Source organism: Gordonia sp. 852002-50816_SCH5313054-c (assembly GCF_001665925.1).
Lineage (GTDB): Bacteria > Actinomycetota > Actinomycetes > Mycobacteriales > Mycobacteriaceae > Gordonia > Gordonia jacobaea.
Map to the genome: position 1 here is coordinate 241,432 of NZ_LZTE01000029.1, position 22,160 is coordinate 263,591.

Sequence of the window (22,160 nt, forward strand, 5' to 3'; positions counted from 1 at the left end):
ACGCCGCGCCCGACCCCGAACTCACCGAGCGGCGCTACAGCCCGAACTTGTCCTGCATCTCCCGCAGCGTCTCGGCGGACTTCATCAGTCCCTCGTGCTCGGCATCGGACATCTTGATCTCGAGTCGGCTGCCCGCGCCGTTGCGGTCGATGAGCGTCGGGAGTGACAGACATACGTCGTCGAGTCCCTCGTACCCGCCCGTGACGGTCGAAATCGGCATCACGCGGTGTTCGTCGTTGAGCACCGCCTCGATGATGCGCGTGGTCGCGAGCCCGATGGCGTAGTTGGTCGCGCCCTTGCCCTCGATGATCTTGTACGCAGCGTGCACCACCTCGTGCTGGATGCGTTCGCGCGCCGGTGCGTCGATGGCCTGGCCGCCAGGCAGGGGCTTCCACTCGAGCAACGGCACCCCGCCGATCGACGCCGAACTCCACAGCGGGATCTCGGAGTCGCCGTGCTCGCCGACGATGTAGCCGTGCACGTTCTGCACCGCGACGCCGACGTGCTGCGCGATGAGGAACCGCAGACGCGACGAGTCGAGCACCGTGCCCGATCCGAACAGCTGATTGCTGGGCAGCCCACTGTATTTCAGCGCCGCATAGGTCACGATGTCGACAGGGTTGGTGACCATGATGTAGATCGCGTTAGGCGCAACCTTGATGGCACCGGGCAGGATGTTCTTCGTCAGATTGATTGTGGCTTCGGCCAATTCGAGCCGCGACTGCCCGGGCTTCTGCTTCGCGCCCGCGGTGAACACGACTACGTCGGCGTCCGCGCAGACCGACACGTCGTCGTCGCCGATGATGTCGGCGCGCGGCACGAATTCGAGTCCGTGCGAAAGGTCGAGGACTTCCGCGGTCACCTTCGACGTGTTGATGTCCATCAGCGCGATCGTGCGCGCGACACCGCGAATCAACGACGCATACGCAATGGCGGTACCCACAGCGCCTGCGCCGATGATGGCCAACTTGCTCGGTCGGGCTTGTCTCACGTTCAACCGCCTGTGTCTCGTGCTGCCCCGAAATCCTGCCCCTGGTGCCGATTATCGTCGGCAGACGCCGCGCCCGCAGCCTGATCGCCGATCATTTCACTCGCCGTCCATACCGCAGTTTCACGACGGGTATGACCATCACACTCATGAATTCGTCGCGATGTCCGTTTCTGGCATGCGAAATCGCCACGGAGAGCTTATGTTCTGCTGGTCTTGCGCATCGCAACGTGGCGTCGCACCATCACTTACCGGGGGAGCTCACCCATGCCTGAAGGCCATGACACCCTTGCCGAGGATCTTTCCGACGACGAGGCCCACCTCGCGAGACTCGGCTACACCCAGGAACTTCACCGCTCGTGGTCCGGTTTCTCGAACTTCGCGATCTCGTTCTCGATCATCTCGATCCTCTCGGGCTGCTTCACGTCGTTCGGACTCGGATGGAACAACGGCGGCCCGGCCGCGATCGCATGGGGCTGGCCGATCGTCTCGATCTTCATCCTGCTGATCGGATTCTGCATGGCCGAGCTCGTCTCGGCATACCCGACGTCGGGCGGAATCTATTGGTGGGCAGCCAAACTCGGCGGCGCCAAGGCCGGCTTCTACACCGGGTGGCTCAACCTCATCGGCCTCGTCGCCATCCTTGCCTCGGTCGCGTATGGCGCAGCCACCTTCCTCGACCTCACCATCGGCACATTCAGCCAGTCGTGGCTCGACGGCTACAGCCTGACCCGAGTGTTCGTCATCTTCCTGATCATCCTGGCGTGCTCAGCCCTGATCAACATCTTCTCCGGTCACCTACTCTCGATGCTCAACAACATCTCGGTCTGGTGGCACGTATTCGGTGCTGCCGCAGTCATTCTCATCCTCTTCCTGCTCCCTGATCAGCACGCGTCCTTCTCCGACGTCTTCGCCAAGACCGTCAACAACAGCGGCATCTTCGAAGGCAAGACGTCGGGCTTCGGCTTCATCCTGTTCGTGCTGCCCATCTCGGCGATCCTCACCCAGTACACGATCACCGGCTACGACGCCTCCGCCCATCTCTCCGAGGAGACCAAGGGTGCGGCCAACGCTGCGGCACAGGGCATTTGGCGTTCCATCGCCTACTCGGCCGTCGGTGGGTGGATCTTGCTGCTCAGCTTCCTGTTCGCCGTCCAAGACGCAGACGGTGTCTCCAAGGGTGGCGGCGCCGTCGCGACGATCTTCACCCAGGCACTCACCTCGAAATGGGCGGGCGTCGTCCTGATCATCTCCACTGCGGGCCAGCTCTTCTGTACCGCCGCGTGCCAGACGAGTGCGTCGCGAATGATGTTCGCGTTCAGCCGCGACGGCGCCGTGCCCGGCCACAAGCTCTGGTCCAAGGTCCGCTCGAATGGCATGCCCGCCAACGCTGTTGTCGTGACAGCTGTCATCGCCGCGATCATCACGCTGCCCGCACTGGTGCCGGTCGACATCAACGGCGCACCCGTACCCGTCGCCTTCTACGCGGTTGTCTCGATCGGCGTCGTCGGGTTGTACCTGTGCTTCGCGGTCCCGATCTACTTCCGCTGGAAGGCGGGAGACTCGTTCGAGGCCGGCTCGTGGACGCTCGGCTCCAAGTACAAGTGGATCGCACCGATCGCTCTCATCGAGATCGCGCTGACCTCGCTCGTCGCCATGTTCCCCACCTCGCTCGGCGGCATGCCGTGGGACGCGAGCTTCGAGTGGAAGTACGTCAACTACACCCCGCTGCTCGTCGGCGGCGCACTGATCCTGCTCTACGGCTACTGGCACCTGTCGGTGAAGAAGTGGTTCACCGGACCGATCAAGCAGGTCGACGCCGCGCCCGTCGACGCCTGAGGCGGTGCGTGATTAGCCTCGAACGTGGCACAGTCACGCCGCGCACGCGGCCCGTCGGAAGAGGACAGCGTTGTCACTTCACGAAATCGAGTTCACGTCGGCCAACGGTCGCGACACCATCTTCGGTTGGGTCTACGAACCCGCGACCAAGACACGAGGCATCATCCACATCGTCCACGGACTAGGTGAGCACTCGCGCCGCTACCTACGGCTCATCACCAAGCTGCTCGACGCCGGGTTCGTCGTCGTCGCCGACGACCACGCCGGACACGGCAAGACGGCCATGACCTCGGGAGTCTGGGCCGACGCCGGAGACGACGCCGACAAGGTCGTGGTGGCTGACGAACGCACCCTGCGCGACAAGGTGCGTGAGCTCTACCCCAACCTGCCCTACGTCGTCTTCGGGCACTCGTGGGGTTCGATGATCGCGCGAGGTCTCGTGTCCGACGACAGCGACTGGCTCAAGGGCCTCATCCTCTGCGGCATCGCCGCCCAGATCCACGGCATCGACGACGTCCTCGACCGCGACGCACTCGCCGCGGAGTCCGACCCGACGTCGACAGCGACGGAGACGTACGCGGGCCAGATGTTCGAGGGATTCACCGCGCGCTTCGGCTCCGACGCCTTCCCCACTGCGTGGGTGGCTCGCGATCCCGGGGTCGTCCGCGACCACGCCCGCGATCCGTTCAACAACTTCGGCGCACCCATGTCCGTGCGATTCATCCGCGGATTCGTCGATCTCTACGACGCCGTCAACGCCGACACCTGGTATCCGACAGTCCGCTCCGACCTGCCCATCCTCATCCTTGCCGGCGACGCCGACCCGGTCGCCAACTTCGGCGAGGGCGCTTATCACGTCGGCAATCGGCTCGCCGCGAGCGGACACGCCGACGTGCGCACCCGCATTTACACCGGCTACCGGCACGAGGTACACAACGAACCACCGATCCGCGACGAGGTCGCCGACGAGATCATCGCCTTCGCCGAGCGCGTCGTCGGATAGGCAGCTCGTCGTCGGATAGGTCCCAACGCAGAAGCCCCCGAACGCCACTGGCGTTCGGGGGCTTCGAAACTGTTGCGCTACAACAGATGACGCTCTCAGTCCTGAGGAGCCTCGGTGAAGTTGCGCGTCACGGCCGGGTCGACCGGGATGCCCGGGCCCGTCGTCGTCGAGACGGTCACCTTCTTGATGTAGCGGCCCTTCGCGGCCGACGGCTTCGCACGCATGATCTCGTCGTACGCAGCGCCGTAGTTCTCGGCGAGCGCGCTCGGCTCGAACGATGCCTTGCCGATGACGAAGTGCAGGTTGGCTGCCTTGTCGACGCGGAAGTTGATCTTGCCGCCCTTGATGTCGTTGATTGCCTTGGTCACGTCGGTGGTGACCGTGCCGGTCTTGGGGTTCGGCATCAGGCCGCGCGGTCCGAGGACACGCGCGATACGGCCGACCTTGGCCATCTGATCAGGGGTGGCGATCGCGGCGTCGAAGTCGAGCCAGCCGCCCTGGATCTTCTCGATCAGGTCCTCGGCGCCGACCTCGTCGGCACCGGCTGCCACGGCCTCGGCGGCCTTGTCGCCTGCGGCGAACACGATCACGCGGGCGGTCTTACCCGTGCCGTGAGGCAGGTTGACGGTGCCTCGAACCATCTGGTCTGCCTTACGCGGGTCGACGCCCAGCCGGATTGCGACCTCGACGGTCGAATCGGTGTTCTTCGACGACGTTTCCTTCGCCAGCTCAGCAGCCTCCAGCGGGCTGTAGAGCTTGTCCTTGTCGACCTTTTCGGCCGCGGCCTTGTAGGCCTTGCTGCTCTTGCTCATTGCTCTGTTCTTTCTCCGTATTGATGATTCGGGTTGGTGGTGTGTGGGCCGAGCCGGCCCTCCCACTCAGCGGCTTTCTAGCCTTCGACGGTCAAACTTGCGCGAGTTCGCAAGCTCACTCGACGGTGATACCCATCGATCGCGCAGTACCGGCGATGATCTTCGCGGCCTGGTCGATGTCGGTGGCGTTGAGGTCTTCGGCCTTGGTCTTGGCAATCTCGCGGACCTGGTCCATCGAGACCTTGCCGACCTTCTTGGTGTGCGGCTCGCCCGAACCCTTCTGCAGACCGGCGGCCTTGAGCAGCAGCTTGGCCGCAGGCGGGGTCTTGAGCTTGAAGTCGAACGAGCGATCTTCGTACACGAAGATCTCAACCGGCACGACGTTGCCACGCTGCGACTCGGTCGCCGCGTTGTACGCCTTGCAGAATTCCATGATGTTCACGCCGTGCTGACCGAGCGCCGGACCCACTGGCGGGGCCGGGTTTGCCTGGCCTGCCTGGATCTGGAGCTTGATGATCCCGGCGAGCTTCTTCTTCTTGGGAGGCATCCTTGTTCCTTGTTTGTTTCTTGCAGATCCACGTCCGCTGGAGGCGTGGAAGCTTGTGTGTTGCTCCGTACGGAGCAGGTATCAGATCTTCTCGGCAGGTATCAGATCTTCTCGACCTGGTTGAAGCCGAGTTCGACGGGCGTCTCGCGACCGAAGATCGACACGAGCACCTTGACCTTGCGCTGCTCGGCGTTGACCTCGCTGATCGACGCGGGAAGCGTCGCGAACGGGCCGTCCATGACGGTGACCGACTCGCCGACCTCGAAGTCGACCTCGACAACCGCCGTTGCGGCCGCTGCGGCCTGCTCGACACTCTCGGCGCCCTTGGCCGTGGCCTTCTTCGCGGGAGTGCGCGGCAGCAGGAACTGCAGCACTTCGTTGAGACTCAACGGCGACGGCTTGCTGGTCATTCCGACGAAGCCCGTGACACCCGGGGTGTTGCGCACCGCGCCCCACGACTCGTCGTTGAGGTCCATGCGCACCAGGATGTAGCCGGGCAGCACCTTGCGGTTGACCTTCTTCTGCTGGCCGTTCTTGATCTCGGTGACCTCTTCGGTCGGGACCTCGACCTGGAAGATGTAATCGCCGACGTCGAGGTTCTGCACACGGGTCTCGAGGTTGGTCTTGACCTTGTTCTCGTAACCGGCATAGCTGTGGATGACGTACCACTCGCCGGGTGCGCGACGCAGTTGCTTGCGCAGTTCCTCGGCGGGGTCGACCTCTTCCTCGGCTTCGACAGCGTCGGCATCAACCGCGGCGTCCTCGGCAGCTTCTGCCTGCTCGACGGCCTCTTCGCCACCGTCGACGGCAGCGGCGTCGTCCTGTGCGGCCTCGACCTGCGCCTCGGTGCCCGGATCGTCGGTCTCGTCCACGGTCGCTTCGCTCCCGGCGTCGGTGACGTCGGTCTCGACCGCGTCGGTCGGGTCGAACTCGTTATCCGGGGTGCTCACTGCAGCCCACGCTCCTCTTTCATGAAGTTGGTCGTCCGTCGGATGACCCGGTCGGGAGCGGGCTCACCTGAGTGAGCCCGAATCAGCCGAGGATCCAGAGAACTAGCTTGGCGAAGCCGATGTCGATCCCGAAGATGAACGCGGTCATCACCACCACGAACACGAGCACGATGATCGTGTACGTGATCGTCTCGCGCCGCGTAGGCCAGATGACCTTCTTCATCTCCGAGACGACCTGCTGCATGAACACCCAGATCCGCACAAACGGATTGCTGCTCTGCTCGGACGCCTTCTTTACCTTGCGTTCCTTGACGGCGACCGCGGATCCACCTTCGGAATCCGCATCACCATCTGTCGTGTCGACGGCACTCGCCGACGAGCGACGACCGCGTCCCGAACGCTTGCCCTTCGGACGAAGATCGTCCGACGACGCATCCGAGGTTGCGGCATCCGCGTCCTCGACGGCGTCGTCGCGGGTCTCGAGCTCCTCCGCTGCCGAATCGGCGGCGTTGGACTGCCCGTCGTTTTTGGCGCGGGCCGCTCGATCTCGCTTGCTCACCTTCGAGGTCCTCTCGTCAACGTGTGCCCTCTCCAGGGCAGGGGCGACAGGACTTGAACCTGCAACCTGCGGTTTTGGAGACCGCTGCTCTGCCAGTTGAGCTACGCCCCTTTGCGACTGCGTCGACTCTTGCGAGTTCTGCAGTCGCCGGTCATGGTCGACCTGCCGGAACCAGCCTACCGATCCGAAATCGATGGGCCGTCGCCGACAAAACCAACGCGCCACCCTATGGGCGGCGCGCAAGTCAAGGGTAAACCTGACACTTCAGTGTAGAACACCCGCCCCGCTTAACCCAAAACACTTCCTGTACCGATCCATCCCGACCTGCGTCGATCCGCGAATTTTTGCGGTTGCCCAGACGCTCGGATTCCGCGCGTCTGGGCAACCGCAAGTTTTCGGCGCCCGGGCAGGAACCTTCGGACATGGAACCTCATGACGACTCACCACGTCCGATATCGCATGACCACGCTCGCGCAGCACCTGTCGACGCACGACGGCGTCATCACTCTCGCACAGGCTCGAGCGCTCGGCGTCAGCAGGCACGCCGTGCAGCGTCGACTCTCCGCGGGCACGTGGGTGCGCGAGGCGGAGGCCACCTTCCGCGCCGTCGACCATCCGCGCACATCGCGAGTCCGAGTCCGGATCGCGGTCGCATCCGTCGGCAAATCCGCGGTGCTCGTCGGGTCGTCGGCCGCATGGTGGCACGGCCTGACCAGTGCTTTTCCGTCGAAGATCAGTGTCGCCACCCAGGTCAAGGGCCGCCACGCCGGTGCGTAGTCGGGCGTGGAGGTCACACATCGCCGTCTGCACGAACCAGACGTCGTCGTGGTCGACGGGCTGCGCGTGGCGTCGGTGGCAACCACCCTGCTCGACGTCGTCGCCGCCGGCGACACCTCGACCGTCGACAACGCACTCCTCACCCACCGCGTCACCATCACCGAACTCGACGACGCGCTACGCCGCTACCCGCGTCGTCGTGGGGCACCCGAGGCCCGACGACTCTTCGACGCACTGCGGTCCGGTGCCAGATCCGAGGCCGAACGCACCACGACCGCACTGTTCGACGCACACGGCATCACCGGGTGGACGGCCAACACAGAGGTCCTCGGGTACCTGCTCGACTTCGTGTTCCGCGACGCGCGACTCATCGTCGAGATCGACGGCTTCGCGTTCCACCGCGACGCCAAGACCTTCCAACGCGACCGGACCAAGCGCAACGCCCTACTCGCCGACGGCTGGCGAATGTTGAACTTCACCTGGGACGACATCACTCGACGCCCCGACGCCACGGCCCGCCAGGTTCTCGACGCCCTCGCCGCAGCGGCTGCCTAGCGGCAACGCCCCCGCCTACTTCCGGTTGCCCAGACGCTCGGATTCCGCACGTCTGGGCAACCGCAACCCCTGCCGCCCTACAGCTCGACGCACCTAACACGACCCCGCGAGGATCTCGACGGCCTCGGCGTAGCGGTCGGGTCCCGCGGCGGCGTAGCTGAGGCGCACGTACGGCCCGGTCGGCTCGGCCGGGAACCACTCGCGGCCGGCCACCACCGACAGCCCACGCGCCAACGCCCGCGCGGCGACGACGTCCGGGTCGGTGGGCACGTCCCCAGCGCCGACGTCGGGCAGCCGAACCCACAGGTGCAAACCGCCCGGCGGTGTCGTGGCCGTCAACGACGGTTCGGCGCGCAGCGCGTCGAGCAAAGCGTCGCGACGCCCGCCGAGTCCGCGTCGCAGCCGCTGCAACGATGTGCGCCATGCGGGCCTGGTCACGACGTCGAGCGCGGCGAGCTGCAGGATCGGCGACACATACAGGTCGGAGAGCGCCAGCGCACTCTCGATGCGCTGCCGCACCGGGCCGCGCGCCATCACCGCGGCGACCCTGATCGACGACGACATGCTCTTCGTCAACGACCTGAGGTAGATGACGTGCCCGTTCTCGTCCGCGGAGACGAGTGTTCGCGGCACGGTGTCGATACCGAAGTCGTGGGCCCAGTCGTCCTCGACGACGAAGGCCCGATGCGCGGCCACGACGTCGAGCACCTCGGCCCGCTGCTGCGCCGACCACTGCTCGCCGGTCGGGTTGGCGTAGTTGGGCTGGGCGTAGAAGACGCGCGCACCCGACGTCGCGAACGCGGTGTCGAGGTCGACGGCGCTCGGTGCGCCCCCGGTGCGCGCGACGGGAACGATCACCAGACCGGCCTGGCGTGCCGCGGCGATCGCACCCCAGTACGTCGGCGACTCCATCACGATCGCCTCACCTGGAGCGGCGATCGCCCGCATCGTCGCGGCGAGCGCGGCCTGCCCGCCCGAAGTGATCACGACGTCGGAGTCACGCCAACCGCCGGCACCGCCCTCGACCCCGGCAAGCTCGCTCACGAACCAGCGACGCAACTCCGGAACGCCCGCGACAGGCGGTCGCGTGAATGCCTCAGCCCTTCGCGACACACGACGCACCGCTGCCGCGACAGGTTCCTGCGGTAGCAGCTCGTCGTCGGGGTAGCCGCCGTGCATGGCGATGGTGTCGTGCGGGACCATCCGCAGCGTCGACCCTGTTGCGGGGATTCCGGAACGTTCCGGCCCGAGCGCTGCGGTTTGCCACCCAATGTCGCGCCTCAGGGCGGAACGTCGAGAAGCGACGAATGTTCCCTCACCAGAACGCGTTTCGACGATGCCGTCGGCAACGAGCGCCGCGAGAGCACGCTGGACCGTAACCGGACCGGCCCCGAACTGCTTGGCCAGCGCACGCGTCGACGGCAGTCGCGATCCCGGCTGCTCACGCTCGGCGAGCAATCTCAGGTATTGCGCGATCCGCGAGCTGCTATCGTCAAACATGAGAGACAATAGTAGCGCTATCGCACCAAGTTCGACGCCGCTATCGCACCAGACACCGTCGAGCGGGCTGGTCTGGGGCTTCGTCGGGGTGGCCGCGTTCTCGTTCTCGGTGCCACTGACCCGTATCGCCGTCGGTTCCGGCGGCGACGCAGGACTCGACCCGCTGCTGGTCGGATGCGGCAGGGCCGTCGTCGCGGCAGCACTTGCCGTCATCGCGCTCGGAGTCACGCGCACCCGCTTCCCCACCGTCCGGCAGTGGCTTCGCCTGCTTCCGGTCGCCGCGGGCGTGGTCGTCGGGTTTCCGCTGTTCACGTCCCTGGCCCTGCGACACTCCGATTCCGGCCACGCCGCGGTGATCGTCGGACTGCTTCCCGCGATGACCGCCGTCGTCGCGGTCACGCTGACCCGCGAACGTCCCGGCGTGCGGTTCTGGATCGGTGCGTCCGCGGGTGCCATCGCAACGGTCACGTTCGCGCTCCTCGCACACGGCGGAGCGTCGTCGAGCGGTATCGACGACGTCTACCTGCTCTGCGCCGTGGTGCTCGGCGCGGTCGGGTACGCCCAGGGCGGCATTCTCGCGCGCGAACTCGGCGCGTGGCAGACGATCTGCTGGGCGCTGGTGCTCGCGCTGCCTGTCATGGCGATGGTCTCTGCCCGCTCGATCCACCTGCAACCGCCGACGGACATCAGCGCGGCGCAGTGGGCGTCGTTCGGATATCTCAGCGCCGTCAGCATGTTCCTCGGGTTCTTCGCCTGGTATCGCGGACTCGCGATCGGGCCGATGACCGTCGTCAGTCAGACGCAACTCGTCCAACCCGTCCTTTCGGTGGCGTGGGGCGCGCTGCTGCTGCACGAGGGGGTTTCGCTCGGGGTCGTAGCCGGTGGCATCGCCGTGATTGCCTGCGCTGCGTTCACTGTCAGGAGTCGATCCCGCGACAGTTCCATGCGCCGCAGCCCGATGTCCCGCCTCACTGTTCGTCGGCTGCGTATCGTGAGCTGATGACACAATCTGCGGGACAACGACGCGGTTTTGCCATCCTCTCGCTCGCCTCGGGCGCTCTCGGCGTGGTGATCGCCATCGTCTCGGCGGGCAAGCAATTCCCCGTCGGACTCATCGCGCTGGTGCTGCTGCTCGTCGCTGCGGGACTGGCCGTCGACGGCTTGTTCAATATCGGGAACCGACGCCTCGCCGAACTGGTCATCGCGGTGATCCTGGCTGTGGTCGCCATCGTCATCGTCGTGCTGCGCAGTTGGTGGTTGCTGATCGGCACGCTCGTCGTCATCGCGCTGTTCGCGATCGCCATCGCGGCGGCGTCGCGAGCGTTCCGCGTCTCGGTGCCGTTGCCCGTCGTCGCACCCCCGAGCGCCCCGGTGCTCATCTACAACCGACGCTCCGGCGACGGCAAAGCCGACCGCCTCCACCTCGCCGACGAAGCGGAACGTCGGGGTTACCGGACCATCGAACTGGTCAAGGGCGACGATCTGCGAGCCCTCGCGGAGGGCGCCATCGCCGACGGCGCCGATGCACTTGCGATGGCGGGCGGCGACGGTTCGCAGGCGGTCGTCGCCGACGTCGCGGCGACGCACGATCTGCCTTACGCATGCATTCCGTCGGGCACCCGCAATCACTTCGCACTCGACCTGGGCGTCGACCGCGACGACGCCGTCGGAGCCCTCGATTCCTTCGTCGAAGGTGGTGAACGTCGCGTCGACCTCGGCGTCGTCAACGGACAGGTCTTCGTCAACAACGTCTCGCTCGGCGTCTACGGCGAGGCCGTCCAACGCGAGAGCTACCGCAACGCCAAAGCCAAAACGCTGCTCGACGTCGCGTCGCAGGTCCTCGGACCCAACGCCGACCAGCCATCGGTCTCCTGGCACGACCCCAACGGCACAGAACACGAGTCCGTCGCCGCAATCATGGTGTCCAACAACCAGTATCGCCTCGGGCACATCATCGGATCGGGTACCCGCCCGAGCATCGAAGACGGACTGCTCGGCGTCGCAGTCATCGCCGACCCGACGTCGCGTCCCGGTTCGACACGGCTACAACATCTGTGGAGCGAATGGGTGGCGCCGACGTTCGAGATCGATTCGGACACCGACCTCAACGCGGGAATCGACGGCGAGGCCGCAACACTGACCGCGCCCGTGCGCTTCGAGATCCGCCACCAGGTGCTGCGCGCCCGCATTGCCCGCCAGCACCCCGGCGCCTCACCGTCGGCCGACGTGCCCGACGGCGCGCTCGACTCGGTGCGCGCCCTCTTCCGCATCGCCCTCGGGCAGCCGGTCCACGTGGCGACCCATCAGGCCGCCTGACCACTCCCGCGCGCCGAGCCCCACCCGCTGGTCGAGCCTGTCGAGACCACCCGCCGGTCGAGCCCCCACCCGCCGGCCGAGCGCATTCTCCGCTGGTCGAGCTTCCCTCGCTGGTCGAGCCTGTCGAGACCACCCCGCCGAGCCGCAGGCGTCAGTTGAACTGCACGTGCGCCTGGGCGCGGCCGAAGATCTTGCGGTCGCCCTGCTTGGCGACGATGCTGATCACGCCGCGTCGAGTCTCCGGGTCGAGCGACTTGATCTTGCCCGTGAAGTCGACGTTCGCGTAGGTGTCGGGATAGACGTACACCGGGCTGGTGAATCGCACGTTGTACTCGTAGACCGCGGCCGGGTCGCCGACGAACTCGGTGATGAAGCTCGCGCCGAGGCCCATCGTCTGCATGCCGTGCGCGACGACAGTCTCGAGTCCGATGACCTTGGCCAGCTCGTCGGAGAAGTGGATCGGGTTGGGATCTCCCGCGACACCCGCATAGTTGACCAGATTTCCGCGCGTGAGGGTCTTGGTCATCGGGGTCAGCTCCTGGCCGACCTCGAGGTCGTCGAAGTTGATCGCCGAGTACGGCTTCGGCGCAACGACCGGGTCCGGATCGTTGTAGCGGTCGAACGGTCCGTGCACGCTACGCGGCAGCGTCGGCTCCTTGTCGACCTTCATCATGACGTGCTCGAGCTCGTCGAGGACCTCGGGATCAGCGTCGACGGCAGCCCGCGCGACAAGGCTGGTGAATGTCGTCATGACCGGCTCGTCGTGCTGATTCCAGATGATGTTCTTGGTGACCATCACGTCCGCGCCACCCATCTGCCGGAACGACTCCAGCGAGACGTCGCAGATCAGTCGGTCGCCCACCTTGATGGGCTGGTGAAAGATCAGTCGCTGGTCGGTCTGCATGATCTGCCACAGGTCGTAGCCGGTGACGATGTCTTCGAAGAGCCGACGCTGCGCGATGATCCCGAGCACCGAGACAAATGTCGGCGCGGCGATCAGGGTGTCGTGACCCATCTCCGCAGCCGCTGCCTCGTCCCAGTGGACGGGATGTGCGTCCTGCACCGCACGAGCGTGCTTGCGGATTTCTTCACGACCGACCTCGTAGTAGTCGTCGACCGTGTAGTTGAAACCGACCATCGACGTGGTGTGCGCCGCTATCTCTTCCGGAGTCAGTTTCACACCGTTCTTCAACGCGTCGATCCGTTCCTGGATCTCGCTATCGGTGATCTGTGACATCGGTGGGACTCCTCACGCTGCACTTGGCTGTACGTCCGACGGACGGAGGGCTGACCGCTCATCGTCGAGACGCATACTCGCTGGCAACTGTACTGAACTTGTTCATCTGAACGACAACTGCGGGCTGCCTCGTGTGAGACAGCCCGCAGTTGCACAAAACTCGTGGGTGCGCATCTCGCGACGACGCACAACGCCGAACTACGCAAACCGGATTCGACGATCCGATCGCGCACCGACAACCTGACTGACACCGTCATCCGACGACGCTCCGGGCCATCGGCCTCAGCGACAAATCAGCGCGACTCTTTGTGCGCCTGGTGCTTGCCGCAGTTCGGGCAGAACTTCTTGATCTCGAGGCGATCGGGATCGTTACGACGGTTCTTCTTGGTGATGTAGTTGCGGTGCTTGCACACCTCGCAGGCCAAGGTGATCTTGGGCCGGACGTCAGTTGAGGAAGCCACTGGGTTCGCCTTCTTTCGGGTGGGTCTGGGTCGTCGGAGCACTAGGCGCCGCCTCGCCCGACCCGGGCCGCGCGACAAGCCTTACGTGTAGCGGTGGAGGGACTCGATCCCTCGACCTCACGATTATGAGTCGTGCGCTCTAACCAGCTGAGCTACACCGCCATGGTGACATGAACGCCGTCAGCGTGGACGCAGTCCTCGCGGTGGCGTTGCGGCGTCGGGCGTTCAAGTCCTACCGAGCCCCCTGACGGAATCGAACCGTCGACCTTTTCCTTACCATGGAAACGCTCTGCCGACTGAGCTAAGGGGGCGTTTCCGGCAGCCCTTGCGGGCGTCCGGAGAGCCTTAACGAGGTTACACACCGATGCGGCGGCTCACCAAATCGCTGCTTTCACAGCTCTCCGATGGACCGCCGACCAGACGTTCACCTCGTTGTGGCAGATGCAGGATTCGAACCTGCGTAGCTTTCGCGACGGATTTACAGTCCGCTCCCATTGGCCGCTCGGGCAATCTGCCGTGCTGTTTCCCACGACCTTCACGACCGTAAGAACAACGCCGAGAAGAATACAACGAACCCCTGTCTTCGACGCAAACCCGCAGGTCAGCCCGACGCCCTACGGCTGGTCGAGCTGCTCCTCGCTGGTCGAGCTTGTCGAGACCACCGCCGGCCGAGCTACCCTCTCGCTGGTCGAGCGCCCCTCCGCTGGTCGAGCCTGTCGAGACCACCCACCGCCGGTCGAGCGCCCGCCGCCGGGTCGAGCCCCAACGGCTGGTCGAGCTTGTCGAGACCACCCACCGCCCGAGCTGCCCCCCGCTGGTCGAGCTGCACCCCGCTGGTCGAGCTTGTCGAGACCACCCCACTCGCCCCGGGCCCGAGCGGCGTCGGGCTACGCTGTGATCCATGGCTGATTCATCGTTCGACGTGGTGAGCAAGATCGACCGCCAGGAGGTCGATAACGCCCTCAACCAGGCCGCGAAGGAACTCTCGCAGCGCTACGACTTCCGCGGCACCAACACCGGCATCGACTGGTCCGGCGAAGAGACGATCGTCATCACCTCCGACGCCGAAGAGCGCGCCCAGGCAGCTCTCGATGTGTTCAAGGAAAAGCTGATCCGCCGCGACATCTCGCTCAAGGCGTTCGACGCCGGCGAGGTCCAGTCGTCGGGCAAGACCTACAAGATCTCGGGCAACCTCGTGCAGGGCATCGACTCCGAGCACGCCAAGAAGATCTCCAAGAAGATCCGCGACGAGGGCCCCAAGGGCGTCAAGGCTCAGATTCAGGGCGACGAACTACGCGTGTCGAGCAAGAAGCGCGACGACCTCCAGTCCGTCATCGCACTCCTCAAGGGCGAGGACTTCGGCATCGCCCTGCAGTTCGTCAACTACCGCTGAGCTGGACAGATGCGCGGGCCCGCCCTCGCTCCGAGCCTCCTCGCTGCGCTCGTCGATTCTCACTCGGCGACCCGCTAGTCAGATGCGCGGGCCCGCTCTCGCTCCGAGCCTCCTCACTACGCTCGTCGATTTTTGACTCGACGACCCGCTAGACCCCCCGGCGCGCCATCTCCTGCAGGCGCCGGATGCGCTCCTCGGTCGGCGGGTGCGTCGAGAACATCTTGGCCATGCGGTCGGTGGCGCGGAACGGACTCTCGATCATCGCGTGGCTCTGCGCGGCGATGTCGGGCTGCGGGGGTAGCGGCGCCACCTGGATGCCGCCGGAGATCTTGGCGAGCGCCGACGCCAGCGCCAACGGATCGTTCGTCAGTTCGGCACCCGACTTGTCGGCCTGAAACTCCCGCGACCTCGACACCGCGAGCTTGATCAACGTCGCAGCGAACGGCCCGAGCAGCGAGATGAGGATCAGCGCGATCGGGTTCGGTCCGTTGTTGCGGTTGCCCGACATCCCGAAGAACATCGCGAAGTTCGCCAGACCGCTGATGATCGCTGCCATCGCGCCCGCGACCGAGCTGATCAGGATGTCGCGGTTGTAGACATGCGAGAGCTCGTGCCCGAGCACCGCGCGCAGTTCCCGTTCGTCGAGGAGCCGCAGGATTCCCGCCGTGCAGCACACCGCCGCGTTCTTCGGGTTACGGCCCGTCGCAAAGGCGTTAGGCGACTCCGTCGGACTGATGTACAGCGCGGGCATCGGCTGCCGCGCCTGCGTCGCGAGCTCGCGCACCACCCGGTACATCACGGGCGCCTCGACCTCCGTCACCGGCTGCGCGTGCATCGCCTTCAGCGACATCTTGGCGCTGTTGAAGTACACGTAGCCGTTCACGGCGATCGCAAGGATCACCGACCCCCACAGAATCGTCGGACTCCGGAAACAGGCACCGATCGCGACGATCAACGCAGACATCGTGCCGAGCAGAAGTGCCGTCTTCACACCGTTTCGCATCAGATCCTCGTTCGAACTCGCCTCCGACGCGATGCCGGGGCTCTCAGTTTCTCAAACGATCCAGGGTCCGGTTGGGTTTCCGTGCGGCGTCGGCGAGTTACCCGGTGCGCGCGATCGTGTAATCGACCAGCGACGTCAACGCGGCATGCGCGGGCCCCTCGGGAAGCGCGCCGAGAACCTGCCCCGCCTCGTCTGCGTATCCGCGCAGCGTCGCGTTGGCCTGGGTCATGCCACGCGACTCGACGAGCAGGCCGAGCGCCTCGGCAACCTCGGCGTCGTCGGTCAGCGGCCTCGCGGCACCACCGTCGACGACGAGCAGCTCGCGCAACCTATTCGACGCCGCATCGTCGTAGGCCAATGCGTAGAGCACCGGCAATGTGTGCACACCCTCACGCAGGTCGGTTCCGGGCGTTTTGCCCGAATCGCCTGTGGCTGAACGGATATCGATGATGTCGTCGGAGAGCTGGAACGCCGTGCCGACGATGTCGCCGAGTCGGGAGAGCCGCTCGACGTCGTCCAAGGTTGCACCGGAGGTCATCGCACCGAACCGTCCGGCAGCCGCGATGAGCGAACCGGTCTTCTCCCACACCACCTTCAAGTAGTGATCGATCGGGTCGACGTCGCGGGCGCCGATGGTCTCGCGCATCTGACCCGTCACCAGCTCGGCGAAGGTCTCGGCGATGATCCGCACCGGGTCGGGCCCCAGCGTCGACACCAGGCGCGACGCGCGGGCGAACAGATAGTCGCCGGAGAGGATCGCGATGCTGTTGGACCACCGCGCATTGGCGCTCTGCGCGCCGCGTCGCATCGGGGCCTCGTCCATCACGTCGTCGTGATAGAGCGTCGCGAGGTGGATCATCTCGACGACCGTCGCGGCCGTGATCACCTCGCTCGCGTCCGGACGCGGCCCGAACTGGGCGGCCAGGATCGCGAACATCGGACGGAAACGCTTGCCACCCGCCTTGGCCAGGTGGCTCGCAGCCTCGGTCATGACGTCGTCGCCGGATGCCAACTCGGACAGCAACAATTCCTCTACCTGGCCCAACGATGTCCGCACCATGCCCGCGAACTCTTCGGAACCCAGATCCAGACCCGCGAAAGTCGACTTCACTCCGCCGAGCCTAGTCGGTGGGCGCGTGTGGCGAGCGTGCCGGGAGGCCACATACTGGTCGAGTGACGAGCCAGATCCCCGAGAGCGCCGACGTCCTCGTCGTCGGCGCGGGACCGGGCGGGTCTGCCGCCGCCGCCCACGCCGCCGCCGCCGGACTCGACGTCGTCCTCCTCGACGCCGCCACCTTCCCCCGCGACAAGACATGCGGCGACGGCCTGACGCCGCGCGCGACCGCCGAGCTCATCGAACTCGGATTCGCCGACCGCCTTGCCGCCAGCCCCCACATCGACGGCCTCGAACTGCACGGCTGGGGAGCCACGCAGCGCGTGCCGTGGCCGGCCGGCCGCTTCCCCGCGTACGGCAGCGCCATCACGCGGATGGAACTCGACGACGAGCTGCGCGCACTCGCCGTCACTCGCGGCGCCCGAATGTTCCAGGGCGCCAAGGCCGTCGACGTCGAGATGTCCGGCGATCGGATCTCAACGGTCACCGTCGACAGCCCGGAACGACAGAACACGATCCGCGTGCGCGAGGTCATCGTCGCCGACGGCGTGCGCTCGACGCTCGGCAAGAAGCTCGGCCGAGAATGGCACCGCGACACCGCATTTGGCGTCGCAGCACGCGCCTACGTGCCATCGACACGCGCCGACGACAACTGGATGGGCTCGCACCTCGAACTACGCGCCCCCGACGGCGAGCTGCTACCCGGCTACGGGTGGCTCTTCCCGCTCGGGAGCGCAGGGGGCGGGCCGGATCAGCACGACACCGCGAACGGCCTGCTGAACGTCGGTGTCGGCGCACTGGCGACGTCGAAACGCCCGGCGCACATGGCGTTACGGCCCATCCTCGACCACTACGCGCGCATGGTCGGCGACGAGTGGCAGATCACCGGGAAGCCTGCTCGCCTGACGTCGGCGCTGCTGCCGATGGGTGGCGCGGTGACGGGTGTGTCCGGACCCAACTGGATGCTCATCGGCGACGCCGCCGCATGCGTCAATCCGCTCAACGGCGAGGGCATCGACTACGCCCTCGAGACCGGCCGCCTCGCCGCCCAGCGCCTCGGCAGCCCCGACCACACCGTGCAGTGGCAGCAGACCCTCGTCGAGCATTACGGTCTGGCGTTCTCGGCCGCTCGACGCCTCGCCGGCGTGCTGACCGTCCCTCGCGCCGTGCCGCTGCTCGGGCGGCCGGGCATTCGGTCGGCAAAGCTGATGTCGCTCGTCGTGCGCGTGATGGGCAACCTCATCACCGACGACGACGCCGATCTCGTCGCCCGCGCCTGGCGTGCCGCAGGCCACGTCTCAACGCGCATCGACCACCGGCCTCCGTTCGCCTGACCCATAGCTCCACGTCGAGGCGTCGACCATTGGTTTGAGACGTTTTGCGTGATACGTTCCATTGAGAATGTGTTATGCACCACAACGTCGACAAGGGAGCCCCTCATGCCTCTGCGGACAATGCATCTGCGGACATTGCCTTCGCGGCTCTCCGGCACCATCTCCGCGCGTCGACGCGAGCGGTACCGTCGCCGCGACGAACTCGCCGCCGTCGATCCAGCCGACGATCCGCGCACGTACGCCCTTGAACTGTCGAGCAAGGAGTTCGTCTGGGCCACAACGCAGGCGCTCAGTTTTGCCCTGTTCCGCACGTACGCGGTGCCGTCGATCGGCGAATTGCTCTACAAGACAGTGCAATTCACCGACGAAACCCAGAAGCGCTACGACGACACGGTTCTACTCCTGTCGGCACCCGTCGAGCACGGTTTCGCTCCGGGCAGCGAGGGGCACGCGGCGGTCCGTCGGATCAATCAGATGCACGGCCGCTACGACATTTCCAACGACGACATGCTCTACGTCCTCGCGACGTTCGTCGTCTGTCCACCCCGCTGGATCAACGCGTACGAGTGGCGCACACTCAGCCAGCGCGAGATCGACGGTCTCACCAACTACTACCGCCTACTCGGAAAGCACATGGGAATCAAGGACATTCCCGACACTTACGCCGAGTTCGAGTCCCTCATGGACTCCTACGAGCAACAGCACTTCGACTTCCGCGAAGGCTCCCGCGCCGTTGCCGACTCGACGCTCGACCTCCTGACCACCTTCATGCCGTACCGACTCCTTCCCGCCCCGCTCGTCCGACGACTCGCCCGCGCACTCATGGACGAACCCCTCCTCGACGCCTTCCACTACCCGCACCCCACACGGGCCGAGCGTGTACTCGTCGCCGCAGGACTGAAGGCGCGCGGCCTGGCGATCCGCTACTTCGCCACACCCCGCACCGAACCGGTCTTCGGCATCGACACCGCCGAGGTCCGCGGCTACCCGAACGGCTACCGCGTCGAGGACCTCGGCACCTTCCCCACGGGATGCCCTGTCGCGCACAAGAGCTCGGCCTAGCGCCCCTGCGGCCAAATGTGTGTCGTACCGAAGGATGTGTGTGCTGCAGCACCCACAACCTTCGACAGAACACACATCTACGGACCGGCCCCGGCCCGCTGATCGAGCTTGTCGAGATCACCCGACCCGCCGATCGAGACCCAGCACGCTGACCGGGCCCCGCCCGCTGATCGAGCCGACCCGCTGATCGAGCCCCGCGCCGCTGATCGAGCTTGTCGAGATCACCCACCGGGTGCAGTGGTCTCGACCCGGGTGCTCGCTGCGCTCGCGTCCGCTCGACCAGCGGAGCTGCGGTTTCGCCATCGTGCCCCTACCCGCTGATCGAGGCCCGCGCGACACCCTTGTCCGACGCCCGCCCAGCCCCCACACCCGCAGCGCGCGTACACAACTCGGTCGTCAGCGGGACGCCAAGACAATAATCTCCTCGGCCCCCCGCTCACGTCACAATTGTGTACGCACCCGGCCGCCCTAGGCCTTGCGACCCGTGTGCACCGCGGCGATCCCGCCGGTCAGGTTCTGCCAGCGCACGTCGGTGAACCCCGCGCCGCTCAAGAGCTGCGCCGAGCAGTGCCCGGCGGCTAAATGTGTGTCGAATCGAAGGATCTGTGTGCTGCAGCACCCACATCTTTCGATAAGACACACATCTACGAGGCCAGCACCCGCGCGCGCCCGAACCCGGCCCGCTGATCGAGGCCCGCGTGACACCTTGCTCGACGCCCGCCAAACTGCCACACCCGCGGCGCGCGTACACAACTCGGTCGTCAGCGCGACGCCAAGACAATAATCTCCTCGGCGCCCCCCTCACGTCACAATTGTGTACGCATCCGGTCGCCCTAGGCCTTGCGGCCCGTGTGCACCGCGGCGATCCCGCCGGTCAGGTTCTGCCAGCGCACGTCGGTGAACCCCGCGGCGCGGATCAGGTCGCCTAACCCGAACTGGTCCGGCCACGCCCGAATCGACTCCGCCAGATACACATACGCCGCCGGATTGCTCGACACCTTGGTCGCCACCACGGGCAGCGCCTTCATCAGATACTCCATGTAGACGGTGCGAAACGGCCCGAAGGTCGGGGTCGAGAACTCGCAGATCGCAAGTCGCCCACCGGGTTTCAGCACACGGCTCAGTTCGGACAGCGCAAGTGGAACGTCCTGCACGTTCCGCAGCCCGAACGAGATCGTCGCGGCGTCAAACGATCCGTCGGCAAACGGCAACGCCAGCGCGTCGGCCGCGACCTTGGGAACGTCGCGGTCGGCGCCCGCCTTCAACATGCCCAGCGAGAAGTCGGCGGCGATGCACGTCGCCCCCGACTCCCCCAGCTCGACGGTCGAGACCGCGGTCCCCGCCGCGAGATCCAGGACAACGTCCGACGGGCCCAGCGCCAGTGCCTTGCGTGTCGCTTTGCGCCACCGACGGTCCTGCGCGAAGGAGAGCACAGTATTCGTGATGTCGTAGCGCTTCGCGACGCCGTCGAACATCGCGGCGACCTCGGCAGGCGCCTTGTCGAGACCTGCGCGGTCGGTGATGGCCATGCCGACCACGCTACTACCCGGCCAACAGCTCCGAATCGGTCAGTCCGCTCTGCCCGGCGATCACCGCGCGGTAGTGCCCGACCAGTTGCTCGCAGATCGCAGGCCAGGTCCGATCGCGCACCGCCGCAAGCCCCGCCCGCCCCATCGCCGCGCGATGCGTGTCGTCGCGCAGCACGTCGATCACCTCGGGCAACTTTGCCGAGTACGACGCCGGCTCGAGCAGATACCCCGTCCGCCACGCCGAGACCAGATCACGCGGCCCACCGGCGTCCGGCCCGACGACCGGCAGCCCGCTGGCCATCGCCTCCTGGATCGCCTGGCAGAACGTCTCGTGCTCGCCCGCATGCGTGAACACGTCGAGGCTCGCGTACGCACGAGCCAACTCGACGCCGCGCAACTCCCCGGTGAACACCGCGTCGGGCAGCAGTCGCGTCAACCTCGCGCGCTCCGGTCCGTCGCCGACGATCACCACCCGCACCGAGTCGTCGTGCGCGAGCGATGCCAACCGCTCGACGTGCTTCTCCGGCGCCAACCGGCCGACGAATCCGACGACCAACCGCTCCCGATCACCCATCCACTCACGACGCAGCGCCTCGTCGCGCCGAGTCGGATTGAACAACTGCGTGTCGACGCCGCGCCCCCACCGATACAGGCGCGGAACACCATGTGCACCAAGCGATTTTAGCGTCGCACTCGACGGAACCAACGTACGGTCACACATCTCGTGCAGACGCTTGGTGTAGCGCCACGCCGCGCGTGAGGCCACGCCGAGCCGGTACGCATCGGCAAAACCCGCGATGTCGGTCTGGAACACCGCGACCGTGGGGATGTCGAGTCGTCGAGCAACCACAGCCGCGGCCCCGCCCACCACGAACGGCGACGCGAGATGCACGACGTCGGGCTGAAAATCACGCAAGGTCCGATACAGCACCGGCGCGGGCACACCCACCGGCAACGACGACACCCGCGGCACCTTCACCGACGGCAACAGATGCACCGGCGTGCGCCGACCCACCAGTCGCGGACCACGTTCGACGCCGCGCGCCGAGTCGGGAGCGATCACGACGGCCTCGTGGCCCTGACGTTCGAGGTGGTCGATGACCCGGAGAACCGAGTTCACGACCCCGTTGACCTGCGGAAGGAAACTCTCGGCGGCGATTGCGACGCGCATGCCGCAAGAA

The 22,160-nt window shown here is 66.1% G+C and carries 22 protein-coding genes and 4 tRNA genes; 9 read left to right on the forward strand and 17 right to left on the reverse strand.

Going from position 1 to position 22,160, the window contains the following annotated elements; all coding sequences use genetic code 11:
* Window positions 1-34 precede the first annotated feature (34 nt).
* Entirely contained in the window at window positions 35-991 is a 957-nt protein-coding gene (locus A5788_RS05490) for an L-lactate dehydrogenase (protein WP_231894108.1), read from the reverse strand.
* 264 nt (window positions 992-1,255) lie between these two features.
* On the opposite strand from A5788_RS05490, the gene A5788_RS05495 reads away from it, so the two are divergent.
* Together A5788_RS05495 and A5788_RS05500 are read left to right on the forward strand one after the other, a co-directional pair.
* Window positions 1,256-2,827, forward strand: a complete 1,572-nt coding sequence (locus A5788_RS05495; RefSeq protein ID WP_049698678.1) for an amino acid permease — start codon at window positions 1,256-1,258, stop codon at window positions 2,825-2,827.
* 70 nt (window positions 2,828-2,897) lie between these two features.
* On the forward strand, window positions 2,898-3,830 hold the full coding sequence (locus A5788_RS05500) for an alpha/beta fold hydrolase (RefSeq protein WP_049698677.1): 933 nt from the start codon (window positions 2,898-2,900) through the stop codon (window positions 3,828-3,830).
* A gap of 95 nt (window positions 3,831-3,925) precedes the next feature.
* On the opposite strand, the gene rplA is transcribed toward A5788_RS05500, so the two are convergent.
* The 5 genes from rplA to A5788_RS05525 form a co-directional block, all read right to left on the reverse strand.
* On the reverse strand, window positions 3,926-4,642 hold the full coding sequence (gene rplA, locus A5788_RS05505; protein WP_005209149.1) for a 50S ribosomal protein L1: 717 nt from the start codon (window positions 4,640-4,642) through the stop codon (window positions 3,926-3,928).
* A 115-nt stretch (window positions 4,643-4,757) separates the two neighbouring features.
* Window positions 4,758-5,189: a 50S ribosomal protein L11 gene (gene rplK, locus A5788_RS05510; RefSeq protein ID WP_005209147.1), complete on the reverse strand. Its 432-nt coding sequence runs from the start codon at window positions 5,187-5,189 to the stop codon at window positions 4,758-4,760.
* Between the two features lie 101 nt (window positions 5,190-5,290).
* Window positions 5,291-6,139: a transcription termination/antitermination protein NusG gene (gene nusG / locus A5788_RS05515; protein WP_049698676.1), complete on the reverse strand. Its 849-nt coding sequence runs from the start codon at window positions 6,137-6,139 to the stop codon at window positions 5,291-5,293.
* Between the two features lie 82 nt (window positions 6,140-6,221).
* Window positions 6,222-6,698, reverse strand: a complete 477-nt coding sequence (secE, locus tag A5788_RS05520) for a preprotein translocase subunit SecE (protein WP_049698675.1) — start codon at window positions 6,696-6,698, stop codon at window positions 6,222-6,224.
* Between the two features lie 38 nt (window positions 6,699-6,736).
* A tRNA-Trp gene (locus A5788_RS05525) sits at window positions 6,737-6,809 on the reverse strand.
* Window positions 6,810-7,130: 321 nt separating this feature from the next.
* Here A5788_RS05525 and A5788_RS24250 point away from each other — a divergent pair.
* Window positions 7,131-7,475: a type IV toxin-antitoxin system AbiEi family antitoxin domain-containing protein gene (locus tag A5788_RS24250; RefSeq protein ID WP_231894107.1), complete on the forward strand. Its 345-nt coding sequence runs from the start codon at window positions 7,131-7,133 to the stop codon at window positions 7,473-7,475.
* A 6-nt stretch (window positions 7,476-7,481) separates the two neighbouring features.
* Window positions 7,482-8,030, forward strand: coding sequence for an endonuclease domain-containing protein (locus A5788_RS24255; protein WP_231894106.1), 549 nt, complete (start codon window positions 7,482-7,484; stop codon window positions 8,028-8,030).
* A gap of 93 nt (window positions 8,031-8,123) precedes the next feature.
* Here A5788_RS24255 and A5788_RS05535 read toward each other — a convergent pair whose 3' ends face one another.
* The gene (locus A5788_RS05535; RefSeq protein WP_049698674.1) at window positions 8,124-9,530 is read right to left on the reverse strand and encodes an aminotransferase-like domain-containing protein; all 1,407 of its coding nucleotides are present in this window, start codon (window positions 9,528-9,530) and stop codon (window positions 8,124-8,126) included.
* Here A5788_RS05535 and A5788_RS05540 point away from each other — a divergent pair.
* Window positions 9,529-10,530, forward strand: coding sequence for a DMT family transporter (locus A5788_RS05540; protein ID WP_049698673.1), 1,002 nt, complete (start codon window positions 9,529-9,531; stop codon window positions 10,528-10,530). The genes A5788_RS05535 and A5788_RS05540 overlap by 2 nt on opposite strands.
* Window positions 10,530-11,846 (forward strand): diacylglycerol/lipid kinase family protein, encoded by a 1,317-nt coding sequence (locus A5788_RS05545; protein ID WP_049698672.1) that lies wholly within the window; start codon window positions 10,530-10,532, stop codon window positions 11,844-11,846. Before A5788_RS05540 ends, A5788_RS05545 begins: the two co-directional genes overlap by 1 nt.
* Window positions 11,847-11,997: 151 nt before the next feature.
* Here the strand turns inward: A5788_RS05545 and A5788_RS05550 are convergent, their stop codons facing one another.
* From A5788_RS05550 to A5788_RS05570, 5 genes are all read right to left on the reverse strand, one after another.
* Complete coding sequence (locus A5788_RS05550) at window positions 11,998-13,083, reverse strand: fused (3R)-hydroxyacyl-ACP dehydratase subunits HadA/HadB (protein WP_049698671.1); 1,086 nt, start codon at window positions 13,081-13,083, stop codon at window positions 11,998-12,000.
* 293 nt (window positions 13,084-13,376) lie between these two features.
* Entirely contained in the window at window positions 13,377-13,544 is a 168-nt protein-coding gene (gene rpmG / locus A5788_RS05555; RefSeq protein ID WP_003929651.1) for a 50S ribosomal protein L33, read from the reverse strand.
* Between the two features lie 88 nt (window positions 13,545-13,632).
* Window positions 13,633-13,706: transfer RNA gene (locus tag A5788_RS05560), tRNA-Met, on the reverse strand.
* A gap of 76 nt (window positions 13,707-13,782) precedes the next feature.
* Window positions 13,783-13,855, reverse strand: a tRNA-Thr gene (locus A5788_RS05565).
* A gap of 124 nt (window positions 13,856-13,979) precedes the next feature.
* Window positions 13,980-14,060 (reverse strand) — tRNA-Tyr (locus A5788_RS05570).
* A gap of 385 nt (window positions 14,061-14,445) precedes the next feature.
* Here A5788_RS05570 and A5788_RS05575 point away from each other — a divergent pair.
* A complete protein-coding gene (locus A5788_RS05575) occupies window positions 14,446-14,937 on the forward strand; it encodes a YajQ family cyclic di-GMP-binding protein (protein WP_049698670.1) in 492 nt (163 codons plus the stop codon).
* A gap of 148 nt (window positions 14,938-15,085) precedes the next feature.
* Here A5788_RS05575 and htpX read toward each other — a convergent pair whose 3' ends face one another.
* Both htpX and A5788_RS05585 read right to left on the reverse strand, forming a co-directional pair.
* On the reverse strand, window positions 15,086-15,940 hold the full coding sequence (htpX, locus tag A5788_RS05580) for a zinc metalloprotease HtpX (protein ID WP_005209130.1): 855 nt from the start codon (window positions 15,938-15,940) through the stop codon (window positions 15,086-15,088).
* A gap of 97 nt (window positions 15,941-16,037) precedes the next feature.
* Window positions 16,038-17,051 carry a polyprenyl synthetase family protein gene (locus A5788_RS05585; RefSeq protein WP_049698669.1) on the reverse strand — a complete coding sequence of 338 codons (1,014 nt, stop codon included), beginning with the start codon at window positions 17,049-17,051 and terminating at the stop codon, window positions 16,038-16,040.
* A 62-nt stretch (window positions 17,052-17,113) separates the two neighbouring features.
* Here A5788_RS05585 and A5788_RS05590 point away from each other — a divergent pair, with 62 nt between their 5' ends.
* Together A5788_RS05590 and A5788_RS05595 are read left to right on the forward strand one after the other, a co-directional pair.
* Entirely contained in the window at window positions 17,114-18,388 is a 1,275-nt protein-coding gene (locus tag A5788_RS05590) for a geranylgeranyl reductase family protein (RefSeq protein WP_064866758.1), read from the forward strand.
* Between the two features lie 120 nt (window positions 18,389-18,508).
* Window positions 18,509-19,450: an oxygenase MpaB family protein gene (locus A5788_RS05595; RefSeq protein ID WP_156525451.1), complete on the forward strand. Its 942-nt coding sequence runs from the start codon at window positions 18,509-18,511 to the stop codon at window positions 19,448-19,450.
* Between the two features lie 468 nt (window positions 19,451-19,918).
* On the opposite strand, the gene A5788_RS24425 is transcribed toward A5788_RS05595, so the two are convergent.
* From A5788_RS24425 to A5788_RS05610, 3 genes are all read right to left on the reverse strand, one after another.
* The gene (locus tag A5788_RS24425; protein WP_331710812.1) at window positions 19,919-20,182 is read right to left on the reverse strand and encodes a class I SAM-dependent methyltransferase; all 264 of its coding nucleotides are present in this window, start codon (window positions 20,180-20,182) and stop codon (window positions 19,919-19,921) included.
* 101 nt (window positions 20,183-20,283) lie between these two features.
* Window positions 20,284-20,979, reverse strand: coding sequence for a demethylmenaquinone methyltransferase (locus A5788_RS05605; RefSeq protein ID WP_049699010.1), 696 nt, complete (start codon window positions 20,977-20,979; stop codon window positions 20,284-20,286).
* 13 nt (window positions 20,980-20,992) lie between these two features.
* Entirely contained in the window at window positions 20,993-22,150 is a 1,158-nt protein-coding gene (locus tag A5788_RS05610) for a glycosyltransferase family 4 protein (RefSeq protein ID WP_049698667.1), read from the reverse strand.
* Window positions 22,151-22,160 lie beyond the last annotated feature (10 nt).

What these genes read in the sequence shown, in the direction of transcription:
- rplA (WP_005209149.1), bottom strand. Translation starts at nt 4,642, where the DNA reads ATGAGCAAGAGCAGCAAGGCCTACAAGGCCGCGGCCGAAAAGGTCGAC.
- A5788_RS05495 (WP_049698678.1), top strand. Translation starts at nt 1,256, where the DNA reads ATGCCTGAAGGCCATGACACCCTTGCCGAGGATCTTTCCGACGACGAG.
- A5788_RS05605 (WP_049699010.1), bottom strand. Translation starts at nt 20,979, where the DNA reads ATGGCCATCACCGACCGCGCAGGTCTCGACAAGGCGCCTGCCGAGGTC.
- htpX (WP_005209130.1), bottom strand. Translation starts at nt 15,940, where the DNA reads ATGCGAAACGGTGTGAAGACGGCACTTCTGCTCGGCACGATGTCTGCG.
- A5788_RS05545 (WP_049698672.1), top strand. Translation starts at nt 10,530, where the DNA reads ATGACACAATCTGCGGGACAACGACGCGGTTTTGCCATCCTCTCGCTC.
- rplK (WP_005209147.1), bottom strand. Translation starts at nt 5,189, where the DNA reads ATGCCTCCCAAGAAGAAGAAGCTCGCCGGGATCATCAAGCTCCAGATC.
- A5788_RS05540 (WP_049698673.1), top strand. Translation starts at nt 9,529, where the DNA reads ATGAGAGACAATAGTAGCGCTATCGCACCAAGTTCGACGCCGCTATCG.
- A5788_RS05595 (WP_156525451.1), top strand. Translation starts at nt 18,509, where the DNA reads ATGCATCTGCGGACATTGCCTTCGCGGCTCTCCGGCACCATCTCCGCG.
- A5788_RS05535 (WP_049698674.1), bottom strand. Translation starts at nt 9,530, where the DNA reads ATGTTTGACGATAGCAGCTCGCGGATCGCGCAATACCTGAGATTGCTC.
- A5788_RS05575 (WP_049698670.1), top strand. Translation starts at nt 14,446, where the DNA reads ATGGCTGATTCATCGTTCGACGTGGTGAGCAAGATCGACCGCCAGGAG.
- A5788_RS24250 (WP_231894107.1), top strand. Translation starts at nt 7,131, where the DNA reads ATGACGACTCACCACGTCCGATATCGCATGACCACGCTCGCGCAGCAC.
- A5788_RS05610 (WP_049698667.1), bottom strand. Translation starts at nt 22,150, where the DNA reads ATGCGCGTCGCAATCGCCGCCGAGAGTTTCCTTCCGCAGGTCAACGGG.
- A5788_RS05550 (WP_049698671.1), bottom strand. Translation starts at nt 13,083, where the DNA reads ATGTCACAGATCACCGATAGCGAGATCCAGGAACGGATCGACGCGTTG.